Annotated in this window: 13 protein-coding genes; all 13 read left to right on the top strand. The window is 29.4% G+C overall.

Annotated elements, in window-relative coordinates:
- The first annotated feature begins 23 nt into the window (after positions 1-23).
- The 13 genes from rbfA to pgsA all read left to right on the top strand — a co-directional run bounded on the left by rbfA (position 24) and on the right by pgsA (position 14,136).
- The gene (rbfA, locus tag ACYUDJ_RS11560; protein WP_003484887.1) at positions 24-386 is read left to right on the top strand and encodes a 30S ribosome-binding factor RbfA; all 363 of its coding nucleotides are present in this window, start codon (positions 24-26) and stop codon (positions 384-386) included.
- Positions 376-1,338 (top strand): DHH family phosphoesterase, encoded by a 963-nt coding sequence (locus tag ACYUDJ_RS11555; protein ID WP_042384716.1) that lies wholly within the window; start codon positions 376-378, stop codon positions 1,336-1,338. Before rbfA ends, ACYUDJ_RS11555 begins: the two co-directional genes overlap by 11 nt.
- The gene (gene truB, locus ACYUDJ_RS11550) at positions 1,339-2,208 is read left to right on the top strand and encodes a tRNA pseudouridine(55) synthase TruB (protein ID WP_003484889.1); all 870 of its coding nucleotides are present in this window, start codon (positions 1,339-1,341) and stop codon (positions 2,206-2,208) included.
- A gap of 12 nt (positions 2,209-2,220) precedes the next feature.
- Positions 2,221-3,141, top strand: coding sequence for a bifunctional riboflavin kinase/FAD synthetase (locus ACYUDJ_RS11545; RefSeq protein WP_030035641.1), 921 nt, complete (start codon positions 2,221-2,223; stop codon positions 3,139-3,141).
- Positions 3,142-3,273: 132 nt separating this feature from the next.
- Positions 3,274-3,537: a 30S ribosomal protein S15 gene (gene rpsO / locus ACYUDJ_RS11540; protein ID WP_003388351.1), complete on the top strand. Its 264-nt coding sequence runs from the start codon at positions 3,274-3,276 to the stop codon at positions 3,535-3,537.
- Between the two features lie 263 nt (positions 3,538-3,800).
- A complete protein-coding gene (locus tag ACYUDJ_RS11535) occupies positions 3,801-5,909 on the top strand; it encodes a polyribonucleotide nucleotidyltransferase (RefSeq protein ID WP_003484892.1) in 2,109 nt (702 codons plus the stop codon).
- Positions 5,910-5,976: 67 nt separating this feature from the next.
- Positions 5,977-7,278, top strand: a complete 1,302-nt coding sequence (locus ACYUDJ_RS11530; RefSeq protein ID WP_003484893.1) for a M16 family metallopeptidase — start codon at positions 5,977-5,979, stop codon at positions 7,276-7,278.
- A gap of 76 nt (positions 7,279-7,354) precedes the next feature.
- The gene (locus tag ACYUDJ_RS11525) at positions 7,355-7,627 is read left to right on the top strand and encodes a YlmC/YmxH family sporulation protein (RefSeq protein WP_042384720.1); all 273 of its coding nucleotides are present in this window, start codon (positions 7,355-7,357) and stop codon (positions 7,625-7,627) included.
- 15 nt (positions 7,628-7,642) lie between these two features.
- A complete protein-coding gene (gene dapG / locus ACYUDJ_RS11520; protein ID WP_003484895.1) occupies positions 7,643-8,848 on the top strand; it encodes an aspartate kinase in 1,206 nt (401 codons plus the stop codon).
- Between the two features lie 85 nt (positions 8,849-8,933).
- Positions 8,934-9,629, top strand: coding sequence for a ClpP family protease (locus ACYUDJ_RS11515; protein WP_003484896.1), 696 nt, complete (start codon positions 8,934-8,936; stop codon positions 9,627-9,629).
- Positions 9,630-9,859: 230 nt separating this feature from the next.
- Complete coding sequence (locus ACYUDJ_RS11510; RefSeq protein ID WP_003484897.1) at positions 9,860-12,136, top strand: FtsK/SpoIIIE family DNA translocase; 2,277 nt, start codon at positions 9,860-9,862, stop codon at positions 12,134-12,136.
- Between the two features lie 94 nt (positions 12,137-12,230).
- Positions 12,231-13,568 (top strand): 30S ribosomal protein S12 methylthiotransferase RimO, encoded by a 1,338-nt coding sequence (rimO, locus tag ACYUDJ_RS11505; RefSeq protein WP_003484898.1) that lies wholly within the window; start codon positions 12,231-12,233, stop codon positions 13,566-13,568.
- Positions 13,552-14,136 carry a CDP-diacylglycerol--glycerol-3-phosphate 3-phosphatidyltransferase gene (gene pgsA / locus ACYUDJ_RS11500; RefSeq protein ID WP_003484899.1) on the top strand — a complete coding sequence of 195 codons (585 nt, stop codon included), beginning with the start codon at positions 13,552-13,554 and terminating at the stop codon, positions 14,134-14,136. The genes rimO and pgsA overlap by 17 nt, the downstream gene beginning before the upstream one ends.
- Positions 14,137-14,282: the final 146 nt, after the last annotated feature.

The raw sequence follows: 14,282 nt of genomic DNA, 5'->3' as shown, positions 1-14,282 counted from the left end.
TTCTAAAAAAAGGAGTGGTTTTCATGGCAAAATATAGAGCAGGAAGAATAAATGAAGAAGTAAAAAAAGAAGTGAGTAGTATTATTCATAATGATATAAAAGATCCAAGACTAAGTGCCATGGTGAGTGTAACAGATGTAAATGTTACAAAAGATTTGAAATATGCAAAGGTATATGTAAGTATTTTTGGAAATGAAAAAGCAAAAGAAGAATCCCTACAGGCTTTAAAAAGTTCTGTAGGTTTCATAAGAAAAGAAATTGGAAGAAGAGTTAAATTAAGAAACACACCAGAGGTTATAATAGAAGTAGATAATAGTATTGAAAGAGGTATGCATATAGATGAACTTCTTCATTCAATAAAGGAGAATGAGTCAAATGATAACTAACGATATACTAGATAAAATAAAGGAAAGTAATAGTATTGCTATTACTTTCCATACTTCTCCTGATGGAGATTCCTTGGGCAGTGCCTTAGGATTACTTCAGGGTATAAGAAGACTCAACAAGAAAGCTTATATACTTTCCAAAGAACCTATACCAGAAACTTTTAAATATCTACCTTGTAGTGAAGAAATTACAGGGGATATAAAAAAGCCTATAGAAGGTACAGAATGTGTTATAGTTCTAGATTGTGGAAATGTAGAAAGAATAAATGCAGAATTAGATTTAGAAAATAGAGAATACTCCTTAATAAATATAGATCATCACCTATCTAATGATATGTATGGTGATTTAAATTTTGTAGACACAAATGCGCCGGCAGTGGCTGAAGTTGTATATCAATTACTTAAAATATTAGGGATAAATTCAGATAAAGATATAGCAGCTTGTCTATACACATCTTTAGTTACAGATACAGGTTCTTTTAGATATCCAGGTACCACATCTGTAACCCATATGATAGCAGGAGATTTAATAAATACAGGTCTAGATTTCAGCTCAATACATAGAAAAATATTTGAAAATAAAAAATTTGAAAGATTAAAGCTTTATGGAAAAGTTCTAGAGGAAATGTATTTAGAAGATGAAAAGTTATGTGTTATGAAAGTAACGGAAAAGATGCTTGAGGAGTTAAACATAGAGGATGCAAAGGATACATCAGATATTATATCACAAGGTATGCAAATAGGATCTGTAGAAGTTGCTGTATTATTTAAAGAGGTAGAAGAAGGGGTAAAGATAAGTTTAAGATCAAAAGAATATGTGGATGTAAGAAAAATAGCTGAAAACTTTGGCGGTGGAGGACATACTCGTGCCTCAGGAGCATTTATAAAGGGAGAAGCTTTAAATATAGTAGAAAAAAAACTAATAGAAACTATAAAAGAAGAGTTGATATAAATGGATGGAGTAATAAATGTTTTAAAACCAAAGGGAATAACATCCTTTGATGTAGTTAGAGATATAAGAAAAATAGCAAAAATAAAAAAAGTTGGTCACACAGGTACATTAGATCCCTTAGCTTCTGGAGTTCTTCCAGTGTGTATAGGTAAAGCTACAAAAATAGTAGACTATATAATGGAGGGAACCAAAACCTATAGAGTAGAAATGAAACTTGGAACTACTACGGATACCTATGATAGAGAAGGTACTGTGTTAGAGGAAAAAGAAGTTAGTGTATCTCCTACAGAAGTAGAAAAGGCTATAGAAAAATATAAAGGTGATATAAAGCAAGTGCCACCTATGTATTCTGCCTTAAAAGTTAATGGACGAAAACTTTATGATTTAGCTAGAAAAGGTATAGAGGTAGAAAGAGAAGCGAGAAAAATACAAATACATGATATATGTATTTTAAGTATAGATATGCCCTATATTATATTTGATGTTAAGTGTTCAAAGGGAACTTATATAAGGAGTTTATGTTTTGATATAGGAAATGATTTAGGCTCAGGAGCGGTAATGTGGAATCTAGAAAGATTGGAAGCAAGCCCCTTTAATATAAAAGAAGCAATAAAATTAGAAGATTTAAATGAGGAAAATATAAAGCAATTTATAACACCTATAGATGAAGCTTTAAAGGATTATGAAAAATTATATTTAGATAAAAAATTTGAAAAGCTTGTACTAAATGGTGTAATATTAAAAGATAGAAGAGTTTTAGATAATATAGAAGAAAATAAACTATATAGAACTTATATAGAAGATGATAACTTTATAGGATTAGGAATGAAAAACGCATATGGATTTAAAATTCATAAATTATTAACTTAGGAGTAATAGCTTATGATAATTATGGAGGATAACTTTTCTACTAAATCAAAAGATAAAACTTATATAGCTTTAGGAAGTTTTGATGGACTTCATAAAGGTCATATGAAATTAATAAAAGAAACAAAAAAAATGGCTAAGGATAATAATGGTAAAAGCATGGTTTTAACCTTTAAAGACCATCCTTTAAATACTATAAATAAAGATTTAGCTCCTAAAATTCTATTAGATAATCCTAGTAAGGCAAAAATATTAGAAGAATATGGAGTAGATCTAGTTAATTTTATTAATTTTGATAAAGAATATATGGAACTTTGTCCAGAGGATTTTATAAAAAAGATGCTATATTACTATAATGCAGGTGGATTTGTAGTAGGATTTAATTATAGATTTGGATATAAAAATTTAGGAGATATAGAACTTCTGAATAAAATGAGCAAAAAATTTAATTTTAATCTTAAAGTAGTTTCCCCAGTTAAATATTTAAATGAAATCATAAGCAGTTCTAAAATAAGACATATATTAATAGAGGATGGCAATGTAGATAAAGCAAAAAAAATGCTAGGTAGAAACTATTTTTTAAAGGGCGATATAGTAAAAGGAAAACAATTAGGGAGAAAACTTGGATACCCTACAGTAAACCTAAATTATAATACAAAATATGTTCTTCCAAGAGGGGGAGTGTACTATACCCTAATAGAATATGAAAATAAACTTTATAAGGGTATTACTAATGTAGGTTATAATCCTACAGTACAAGATAAAAAGTTAAATATAGAAACTCATATATTAGATTTCCATAAGGATATATATGGAGAAAATATAGTTATATATTTTTCAAAGAGAATTAGAGATGAGAAAAAATTCTCTTCTTTAGAAGAGTTAAAACATCAATTAAAAAAGGATAAAAGTTTTGCTAAAAGACAAAGTATGTAAATTAATTTATAAAAATTAATTTACAATTATATATTTATTTGTTATAATACATTTCGTGAACCTTATACTAAGAATACTGAATTGCCAACGGTATCCTTGGATAAAGGTGATAATTATTTGGAGGTGCTTACAATGGATAAAGCAAAAAAACAAGAACTAATGGCTAAACACGCAAGACATGAAGGAGATACAGGTTCTCCAGAAGTGCAAATAGCATTACTTACAGAAAGAATTAACCACTTAAACAGCCACTTAAAAGAACATAAAAAAGACCATCACTCAAGAAGAGGTCTTTTAATGATGGTTGGTAAAAGAAGAGGTCTTTTAAATTACCTAATGCGTGAAGATATTGAAAGATATCGTGCTATCATAAAAGAATTAGGTTTAAGAAAGTAATAAAAGTAATAAGAGCGGCTAAAGCCCGCTCTATTATTTTAATAAATTATACTGGAAAAATTATTAAGTATAATAACTGTAATATTAAAAATACTATAAATAATAGTAATAAATAGATCTAATATTTAAAGTGTTATAAATACATAAAATATTACAAAAATATAGTAATAGGTTATAAACAAATATAAAAATTAAATGTTTGCTATAAATGTAATAGTGATATAATGATACTATTAGTTCAATTATTGAAGGGAGGTTAATGTATGATTCATACATTAGAAACTACTGTAGCAGGAAGAAAAATGAAAGTAGATTTTGGTAAGACAGGAATGCTTTCAAATGCTGCTATATTCATGAGTTATGGAGATACAGTAGTTATGATAAATGCCAACGCTTCTAAAGAGCCAAGAGAGGGAATAGATTTTTTCCCATTAAGCGTTGATTATGAAGAAAGACTATATTCAGTAGGAAAAATTCCAGGAGGATTCATCAAAAGGGAAGGAAAACCTTCTGACAAATCTATATTACATGCCAGATCTATAGATAGACCATTAAGGCCTTTATTCCCAAAGGGATATAGAAATGATGTTCAAATAGTTAATACAGTTTTATCTGTAGAACAAGATAATTTACCAGAAATATTAGCTATAAATGGCTCCTCTTTAGCTTTGTGCCTATCTAGTATACCATTTACAACACCAGTAGCTGCAGTTTCTGTAGGTTTAGTAGATGGAGAATTTATAATAAATCCAACTGTAGCCCAAAGAGAAAATACTATACTAGACTTAACTGTATGTGCTACAAAAGAAAGAGTTATGATGGTAGAAGCAGGTGGACAGGAAATAGATGAGGAAACTATGTATAATGCTATCATGTTTGGTTTTGAAGAATGTAAAAATATAGTTGCATTCCAAGAAGAGGCCATGGCTAAGTTTGGAAAAACTAAAGATGAACCAGCACTGTATAAAGCTGACGAAGAAGTAGAGAAAGAAGTTAAAAGCTTTGCTTTTGATATGATAAAAGAAGCTATGTATATAATGGATAAAGATGAAAGAAATGCTGCCCTAGACAAAGTTAAAGAAAAAATATCAGAAGAATTTTCAGAAAAATATGAAGACAAAGGCGCAGATATAAAAGAAGTTATATATAAAACTCAAAAAGAAATAGTTAGAAATATGCTTTTAAATGAAGATAGAAGACCAGATGGAAGAGCTTTTGATGAAGTAAGATCTATAAGCTGTGAAGTAGGAATACTTCCTAGAACCCATGGTACAGGTTTATTTACAAGAGGATTAACTCAAGTAATGACTGTAGCTACTTTAGGAGCTTTAGGAGATGTTCAAATATTAGATGGTATAGCAGAGCAAGAGTCAAAACGCTATATGCATCATTACAATTTCCCATCCTATAGTGTAGGGGAAGTTAGACCTTTAAGAGGACCTGGAAGACGTGAAATAGGTCATGGAGCTTTAGCAGAAAGAGCTTTGGAACCATTAATTCCATCTGAATCTGAGTTTCCATATACTATAAGATTAGTATCAGAAGTACTAAGCTCAAATGGTTCAACATCACAGGCCAGTGTTTGTGGAAGTACATTAGCTCTATTAGATGCAGGTGTACCTATAAAAAGACCAGCCGCAGGTATAGCTATGGGACTTATAACTAGTGAGGATTTAGAAAAGGAAAAAGTAATAACAGATATTCAAGGTATAGAAGATTTCTTTGGAGATATGGACTTTAAGGTAGCAGGAACAGAAAAAGGAATTACATCTATACAATTTGATACAAAGATAGCTGGGTTATCAAATAGTTGTGTAAAAGATGCATTAGAAGGTGCTAAAAAGGCAAGACTACACATATTAGGAAAAATAAAAGAATGCATACCAGAACCAAGAAAAGAATTATCTAAATATGCACCAAGAACAGAAATAATATGTATAGACCCAGAAAAAATAAGAGATGTTATAGGTGCTGGTGGAAAGGTAATAAATAAAATAATAGCAGACACCAACGTAAAAATAGAAATAAAAGAAGATGGAAAAATATTTGTAACATCTAACAATGAACCTGAAGGGGTTAAAAAAGCTATAGGTATAATAGAAGGATTAACAAAGGAAGTAGTTCAAGGAGAAATTTATCTAGGTAAAGTAACTAAAACTACTAATTTTGGAGCCTTTGTAGAAATACTACCAGGAAAAGAAGGTTTGGTTCATATATCTAAGTTGGATTTTGCTAGAGTAGAAAAAGTAGAAGATGTAGTATCTGTAGGAGATGAAATACTAGTGAAGGTTACAGATATAGATAACCAAGGAAGAATAAATTTATCACGAAAAGATGCTATTGCAAAGAAAGAAGAAGAAAAAGATAAATAATAAAAAATAGAAGGGCATATTTGCCTTTTTATTTTTTAGCAATATAGGGTTTAGGAGGAATTAATTAGTGTATAATTTATTTACATTAGATAACGGACTAAGAGTGGTTTTAGAAAATATAGACTATGTTAAATCTGTAAGTGTAGGGCTTTGGATAGAAAATGGTTCAAGAAATGAGGATTTAAAAAACAATGGTATTTCTCATTTTATAGAACATATGATGTTTAAAGGTACAGAAAATAGAAGTGCATTACAAATAGCAGAGTGTATAGAAGATGTAGGCGGACAAATAAATGCATTTACAGGTAAAGAAGCCACTTGTTATTATATAAAAATACTAAATTCCCATATGGAATTAGCTTTAGAAGTTTTATCTGATATGTTATTTAATAGTAAATTTAAAGAAGAAGACATAGAAAAAGAAAAGGGCGTAGTAATTGAAGAGATAAGTATGACTGAAGATTCTCCAGAGGACGTATTATCTGATTTACATTGTAAGGCTATATGGGGAGATGACTCTATTTCCTACCCTATTTTAGGAACTTTAGAAACTGTAAAATCCTTTAAAAGAAGCGATATAGTAGATTACATAAATAAATATTATATCCCAGAGAATTCTGTTATATCTATATGTGGTAATTTTGATATAAATAAATTAGAAAAATTAATAAATAAGTATTTTGGTAACTGGAGTAGCGGTGAAAATAAAAATATAACATGCTATTCCAAACCTAAAATAGAAAATAATCACTTATTTAAAAATAAAAATATAGAACAACTTCATATAAGTTTAGGTTTTGAAGGATTAGAATTAGGTAATGATGATATGTATCCTCTTGTATTACTTAGTAATGTATTAGGTGGAGGAGCCTCATCTGTACTATTTCAAAAGATAAGAGAAGAAAAAGGGCTATGTTATAGTATATATTCTTATATGTCCTCCTTTAACAAAACAGGAGCGGTAAGCATTTATACAGGGTTAAACCCAACTTATACAGAAGATACGATAACTTTAATAAAGCAGGTAGTAAATGATTTTTCAAAGAAAGGCATAAATAAAGAAAAATTAATAAAATCAAAAGAGCAATTAAAGGGAAGTTACATATTAGGATTAGAAAGTACTAGTACCAGAATGTTTAATAATGGTAAATCTGTACTATTTCTAAATAGAATAAATGACCCAGAAATAATAATGAAAAAGATAGATAAAATAACTGAGGATAAATTACAGGAAGTAATGGCTAGAACCTTTGGCGCTGGTGTAAAAAATTCAGCCTTTGTAGGAGAAAAATTAAATTTAGAAAATGTAAAAAATATTTTAGATACAAACAAAAAGGCTTTTAAAGAAACTAAATCAAAATTAATATAATATATTTTGTAATAAGTTCTCACTATTTTTCATAATATTGAATATGAATATTATGAGAAGTAATAGGAGGATTATTATGGAACAAGATATAAAACGCTATAGCGATATGGAAAGATATGAACTTATAAATGTAAATGATGGAGATAAATATGGGTTTTTAGGAAACAATGATGTGGTAGTAGATGGGGATGGATATTTAAAGTTTTTAATATTAAGTGAATCAGGTGGAAAACTTGGATTGTTTTCTAAACCAAGTTTATTAGAAGTATCTTGGGATTATGTAAGAAAGATAGGAGCAAGAACTATAATAATTGATGCTGAAAAGAGTGAGTTAAAAAAAATCCGCTAGGGAGATGGTAGACAAATGAAAATTTTAATTCAAAAGTTTGGAGGAACATCTGTATCTACAGCTGAAAGAAGGGCTTTAGTAGTAGATAAAATAGTTAAGGCAAAAAAAGCAGGTTATTATCCAGTGGTAGTAGTATCTGCTATGGGTAGAAAAGGACAGCCTTATGCTACAGATACATTAAGATCTTTAGTTGGAGAAAATTTTTTGGATAAAAATACCTTAGCTGCTGATCTTTTAATGGGCTGTGGTGAACTAATAAGCACAGTAGTTATGAGTTCGGAGCTTTTTAATAAGGGAGTAGAGGCAGTACCTTTAATGGGAGGACAGGCAGGTATTATAACAGATAATAATTTTAATAATGCTTCTGTACTTAGAGTAGAAAAGGATAGAATAATAGATTTACTGAAAAAAGATAAAATTCCTGTAGTAGCAGGTTTTCAAGGAAAAAGTGAAGAGGGTTATATAACTACCTTAGGAAGAGGTGGTAGTGATGTTACTGCCGCACTTTTAGGAGCTGCATTAAAGGCCGAAAGTGTAGAAATATATACAGATGTAGATGGTATAATGACTGCAGATCCTAGAATAGTAGAGAACGCATCTTTAATAAAAGAAATAAGTTATAATGAGGTGTTTCAGTTTGCAGATCAAGGAGCTAAGGTAATACACCCAAGAGCAGTAGAAATTGCCATGACGTCAAATACAAAACTTGTAATAAAAAACACTATGACAGATTGCAAAGGTACTACTATAAATAATATAGGAATTAAAAATTCAAATAATGTTATAACAGGTATTACCCATATGAGTAATAGAACACAAATTATAGTAGATGCAGAAGAAAACAAAGGAAATAAAAACTATACTAACTTATTAAATTCATTGGCAGAAAATTCTATTAGTATTGATCTTATAAATGTTTTTCCTAAAGAAAAAATATTTACTATAGATGAAAAAGATTTTAATGAGTTTAGTTCTATAATGAAAGATTTAAAAATAAAATTTTCCTACTTAAAAGATTGCAGTAAAATAGCTATAATAGGTAGTAGAATGAGAGGTATACCTGGGGTTATGGCTAAAATATTAAAGGCACTTGTAGAAAGAAATATAGAAGTGCTTCAGACTGCAGACTCTCATACAACTATATGGTGTCTTGTTTCTAAGGAAGATACAGAAAAAGCTATAAAATCATTACACTGTGAATTTAAGTTAGATTGCATATAAATATATAAATTAATATTTTTTCATGTATAGTACCTCTACCATATGCACAAGATATTTATATGCATATGGTAGGAGGTAATTATTTATGGCAGATGAAAAAGAAAAACATGAAAAAGAAAGAAATGAAAAGATAGATACTTTAAAAGAATTTGGAACTACAAATTTACCACCAAGACAGGCAGATAGAATTCAAGTTCTACCTATAATAGGTCAAATAGAAGGACATATGGTGTTGTCTCCTCAAACTAAGGCTACAAGATACGAACATTTAATCCCTCAACTAATAGCTTTAGAAACTTCAAAAGAGGTAGAAGGAGTTTTTATAATATTAAATACTGTGGGAGGAGATGTTGAAGCTGGGCTTGCTATTGCTGAAATGATAAGAAGTCTAAGTAAACCTACAGTATCTTTAGTAATAGGAGGAGGACATTCTATAGGTGTACCCTTAGCTACATCAGCAGATTATTCTTTTATATCTCCTACAGCCACAATGATAGTTCATCCTATAAGAATGAATGGGCTAATAATAGGGGTTCCTCAAACCTTTGAATATTTTAATAAAATGCAAGAGAGAATAATAGAATTTATAGTTAGAACCTCTAAAATAAGCAAGGAAAAATTAAAAGAATTTATGCTACAAAGTGATGAATTGTTAAATGATATGGGAACTATACTTATAGGAAAACAAGCGGTAGAATCTGGTATTATAAATGAAGTAGGTGGAGTAAAAGAAGCTTTAGATAAATTAAATAATTTAATAGATGAAAAACAAAAACCATAGGATGTATAAATCCTATGGTACTTTAATGCCTTATGCAATATAGCATTAAAATCATTTTATGGGATTATAAAAAGTACAAGCTATGTGTATTTTAATTATAGAGGGAGCTACATATTTATTTTAACAAACCAGGTATGCATTAATTAATATAAAAGGATATAAAAGTTCAATGTAGAATCTATAAATGTAGCTTAAATTAAACATTACTAGTTGGGAGGTGAATTAAAAGTATGGTAAAGAAAAGAACTAAATCTAGTAAAACAGAAAAAAAGAATAATGATATAACGGGTATAATTTTAATAAGTATAGGAATTTTTGTGCTTTTTAGTGTGTTTTCCCCTTCTGCCTCTGGAATAGTTGGGAGTTTCATAAAAAAAGTACTTATAGCTGTATTAGGTTTAGGATCTTTAGTATTTCCAATACTAATAATATTCACAGGATGTTGTTTTATAGGAAAGAAAAATAAAATAAATTTAAACTCTAAATTTTATGGGATAGTTCTTTTTTCTATAAATACACTTTTATTTTTACAAATGATATTGCTTAAAAATTATGGTACAGAAGATATAATGCTTGGCATATCAAAATTCTATAGAGAAGATACAATGATTCATGGTGGTATAATTTCTTATCTAATAGATGTTCCTTTATATAAACTGTTTGGAACTATAGGATGTTACATATTGTTTATATGTGTTTATATAATAAGCTTTATATTAATATTTCAAATATCCTTAGGTACTATACTAGAGACTTTACAGGTAAAAAGAAGTATAAAAAATAAAAAAGTTAAAGAAAAATCTATAGAAGATAAAGAGGACATAGGCGGTATAGAAAAAGAATTAGCTTCAGACTTAGAAAAAGATGAAGGATTAACTAGGAATATTAAAGATAAAATTAAAATATTAGATTTTATGAAAAACTCAGAAATAAAAGAGGAACCACTAAATATTGTGGATAATTCTTTCAATAAAAACACAGGAAAAGCTAAAGAAGACACCGGTGAAGAGGCTATAAAAGAAGAACTTAGTAAAAATATAAATGAAAGAGGAAACAATATAAAAATAGAATATAACTATCCAACTTTAGAACTTTTAAAACAAAATGTTCAATCAAAACTAAATAAAGAAGATAAAAAGGAACTTATAAATAACGCTAATAAGTTGGAGGAAACTTTAAGCAGTTTTGGTGTAGAAGCTAAAGTTATGCAAGTAAGTAGAGGCCCTTCAGTTACAAGGTTTGAACTTCAACCTAATGCGGGAGTTAAAGTAAGTAAAATAGTAAATTTAGCAGATGATATAGCCTTAAATTTAGCAGCTTCAGGCGTTAGAATAGAGGCACCTATACCAGGAAAATCTGCAGTAGGTATAGAAGTGCCAAACAAATCTTTAACACCGGTATATTTAAGAGAGGTTATAGAAGGCGATGACTTTCAGAAATTTGATGATGGACTAGCCTTTGCTTTAGGAAAGGATATAAGTGGTAGTTGTGTAGTATCAGATTTATCAAAAACGCCTCACCTATTAATAGCAGGAGCTACAGGCTCAGGAAAAAGTGTATGCATAAATACATTAATAATAAGTATTTTATATAAATATTCCCCAGAAAATGTAAAGCTGCTTATGGTGGATCCAAAGGTAGTAGAGCTTAGCATATATAATGGTATACCTCATTTATTGATTCCAGTAGTCACAGATCCTAAAAAAGCAGCAGGAGCTCTTCATTGGGCAGTAAATGAAATGACAAAGAGATATTCTTTATTTGCAGAAAATAGTGTAAGAAATATAGAAGGATATAATAATTTATATGAGCAGGGTAAAATAGAAAATAAATTACCTTATGTGGTAATAATAATAGATGAGCTTGCAGATTTAATGATGGTGTGCCCAAATGATATAGAAGACTACATAAGTAGATTAGCTCAGATGGCCAGAGCAGCAGGAATGCATTTAGTTATAGCAACACAAAGGCCTTCTGTAGATGTTATAACAGGAATAATAAAGGCCAATATACCTTCTAGAATATCCTTTGCAGTATCTAGTTCTATAGATTCTAGAACTATATTAGATATGTCTGGAGCAGAGAAACTTTTAGGGAAGGGAGATATGCTATTTTATCCAACAGGATCTCCAAAGCCTACTAGAATACAGGGAGCCTTTATATCTGAAAGTGAAGTGGAAAAGGTAGTTTCATGTATAAAAGATGAGCAAGGAGAAGCAGAATATAGAGAGGAAATAATAGATCAAATAGATACAGCAGTAAATGTAGAATCAGGAGATGAAGATGAACTTTTAGAAGAAGCTATAAGAATATGTATACAATTAGGAGAAGTGTCCACATCACTAATTCAAAGAAAACTTAGAATAGGATATAATAGGGCTGCAAGAATAATAGAACAGTTAGAAGCTAAGGGAATAATTTCCAGAAGAGATGGTAATAAACCAAGACAAGTGATAATTGACCAAAATAACGAAACCTACGGAAAATATTTCCACGGAAATATGTAAACACTTTTAAAATTCATGTTACGTAATACTTGTAAAATTTCTTAAGTAGATTTAAAATATTTTTTGTGATATAAAAAATGTAGGAGGGGAACAGGTGGAAAAAATTAAAGTAGCATTAGTTAGCTTAGGTTGTGATAAAAATAGAATTGATTCAGAACTTATGCTATACAAATTAAATGAAGAAGCAGAACTAGTAAAAGATCCTAAAGAAGCACAGGCAATTATAGTAAATACCTGTGGATTTATTGAAACCGCTAAGGAGGAATCTATAAATACCATTTTACAAATGGCTTCCTATAAAAAAACGCATAATTGCAAAGTGTTAGTAGTTACAGGATGTTTAACTCAAAGATATAAAGGGGAACTTAAAGATCTTATCCCAGAAATGGATATTATGTTAGGGGTAAACGACTATGATAAGTTACTTGAGAGTATAAAAATTTTCTTAAAATCAGGAGAAAAAAGTTTTTATTATAAATATAGTGATATAAAAATAAATGAGGGAAATAGAATATTAACTACTCCAACATACACAGCTTATGTGAGAATAGCAGAAGGATGTAATAATTTTTGTACTTACTGTGCTATACCACGTATAAGAGGAAAGTATAGAAGTAGAAGCAAAGAAAATATATTAAAGGAAGTAGAGAATTTAGCTAAACAAGGAGTTAAAGAAATAATATTAATAGCTCAAGATACAACTATGTATGGAATAGATATATATGGCAAAAAAGTTTTACATGAGCTTTTAAGAGATATTTCTAAAGTTGAAGGTGTAAAGTGGATAAGGTTATTATATTGTTATCCAGAGGAAATAACTAAGGAGCTTATAAAAGAGATTAAAAATAATGATAAGGTATGTAAATATTTAGATCTACCTATACAGCAGATAAGCAATTCCGTTTTAAAAAGAATGGGAAGGAAAACTACAAAGGAAACTATTATAAACATAATAAAAGAATTAAGAAAAGAAATAGAAGGTATTACCTTGAGAACTTCACTAATAGTAGGATTCCCTGGGGAAACAGAAGAAGAGTTTAGTGAACTTAAAGAATTTGTTTCAGATATAAAATTAGATAAACTAGGTGTATTTAAATATTCAAAGGAAGAAGGAACGTCAGCGGCTCTTATGGAGGATCAAATAGAGGAAGAAGTAAAAGAAAAAAGAGAAGAAGAAATAATGATACTTCAGCAAAAGATATCTAAAGACATAAATAAAGAAAAAATAGGTAAAATATATGAAGTTATAGTAGAAGGCACCAAAGAAAATATGTATAGTGGAAGAAACTATGAGATGTCACCAGAAATAGATGGAGAAATTTACTTTGAAAAGGATGAAAACGTAAAAATTGGTGATATAATAAAGGTGAAAGTAACTCATAGTTTAGAATATGATTTAATAGGAGTTGTTTATAATGAACTTAGCAAATAAACTAACTATATTAAGAATTTTTTTAGTTCCAATATTTCTTATATTTATATCGGTAAAAAATATACCCTATGGTACGGTAATAGCTACCGCAGTTTTTGTAATAGCTTCAGCTACAGATAAATTGGATGGGTACATAGCTAGAAGTAGAAATCAAGTTACTAGATTTGGTAAAATAATGGATCCATTAGCAGATAAAATGTTAGTAACAGCAGCATTAATATCTTTAGTAGATTTTCAAATAGTTCCTGGATGGGCTTGTATAATAATTATAGCCAGAGAATTTGCTGTAACAGGACTTAGAAGTGTGGCTTCTGCAGAGGGTGTAGTAATTGCTGCTAGTAAATGGGGAAAGGCTAAAACTGTAATACAAATTGTAGCTATAATATTTGCCCTTATAAATCTAAATTATAAAGAGGGAATATATATATTAGGAGATTGGGCTGTAAATTATATAAACATTATAGCAAATATAACCAATATTACTATGGCTTTAGCTATAATAATAACTATAGTATCTGGTGTAGATTACTTTATTAAAAATAAAGATGTAATGAGCCATGATAAATAGGTTTATCCGATGACTACCCGCTCTAATACTCCCATTTTCTTCAAAGTGGGAGTAAAGAGCGGATACGTCCCTGGATAACGATTTCTAAGCTTTAGTGGGAGTAGAAACTCCTACTGAAGCCAAGAACTCTGTTTATAAAAAAAGAT

The sequence above is a fragment of the Clostridium sp. CTA-6 genome, assembly GCF_054768115.1.
The sequence above is the reverse complement of the archived record's forward strand: the minus strand, read 5'-3'. Positions and strand labels throughout refer to the sequence as shown.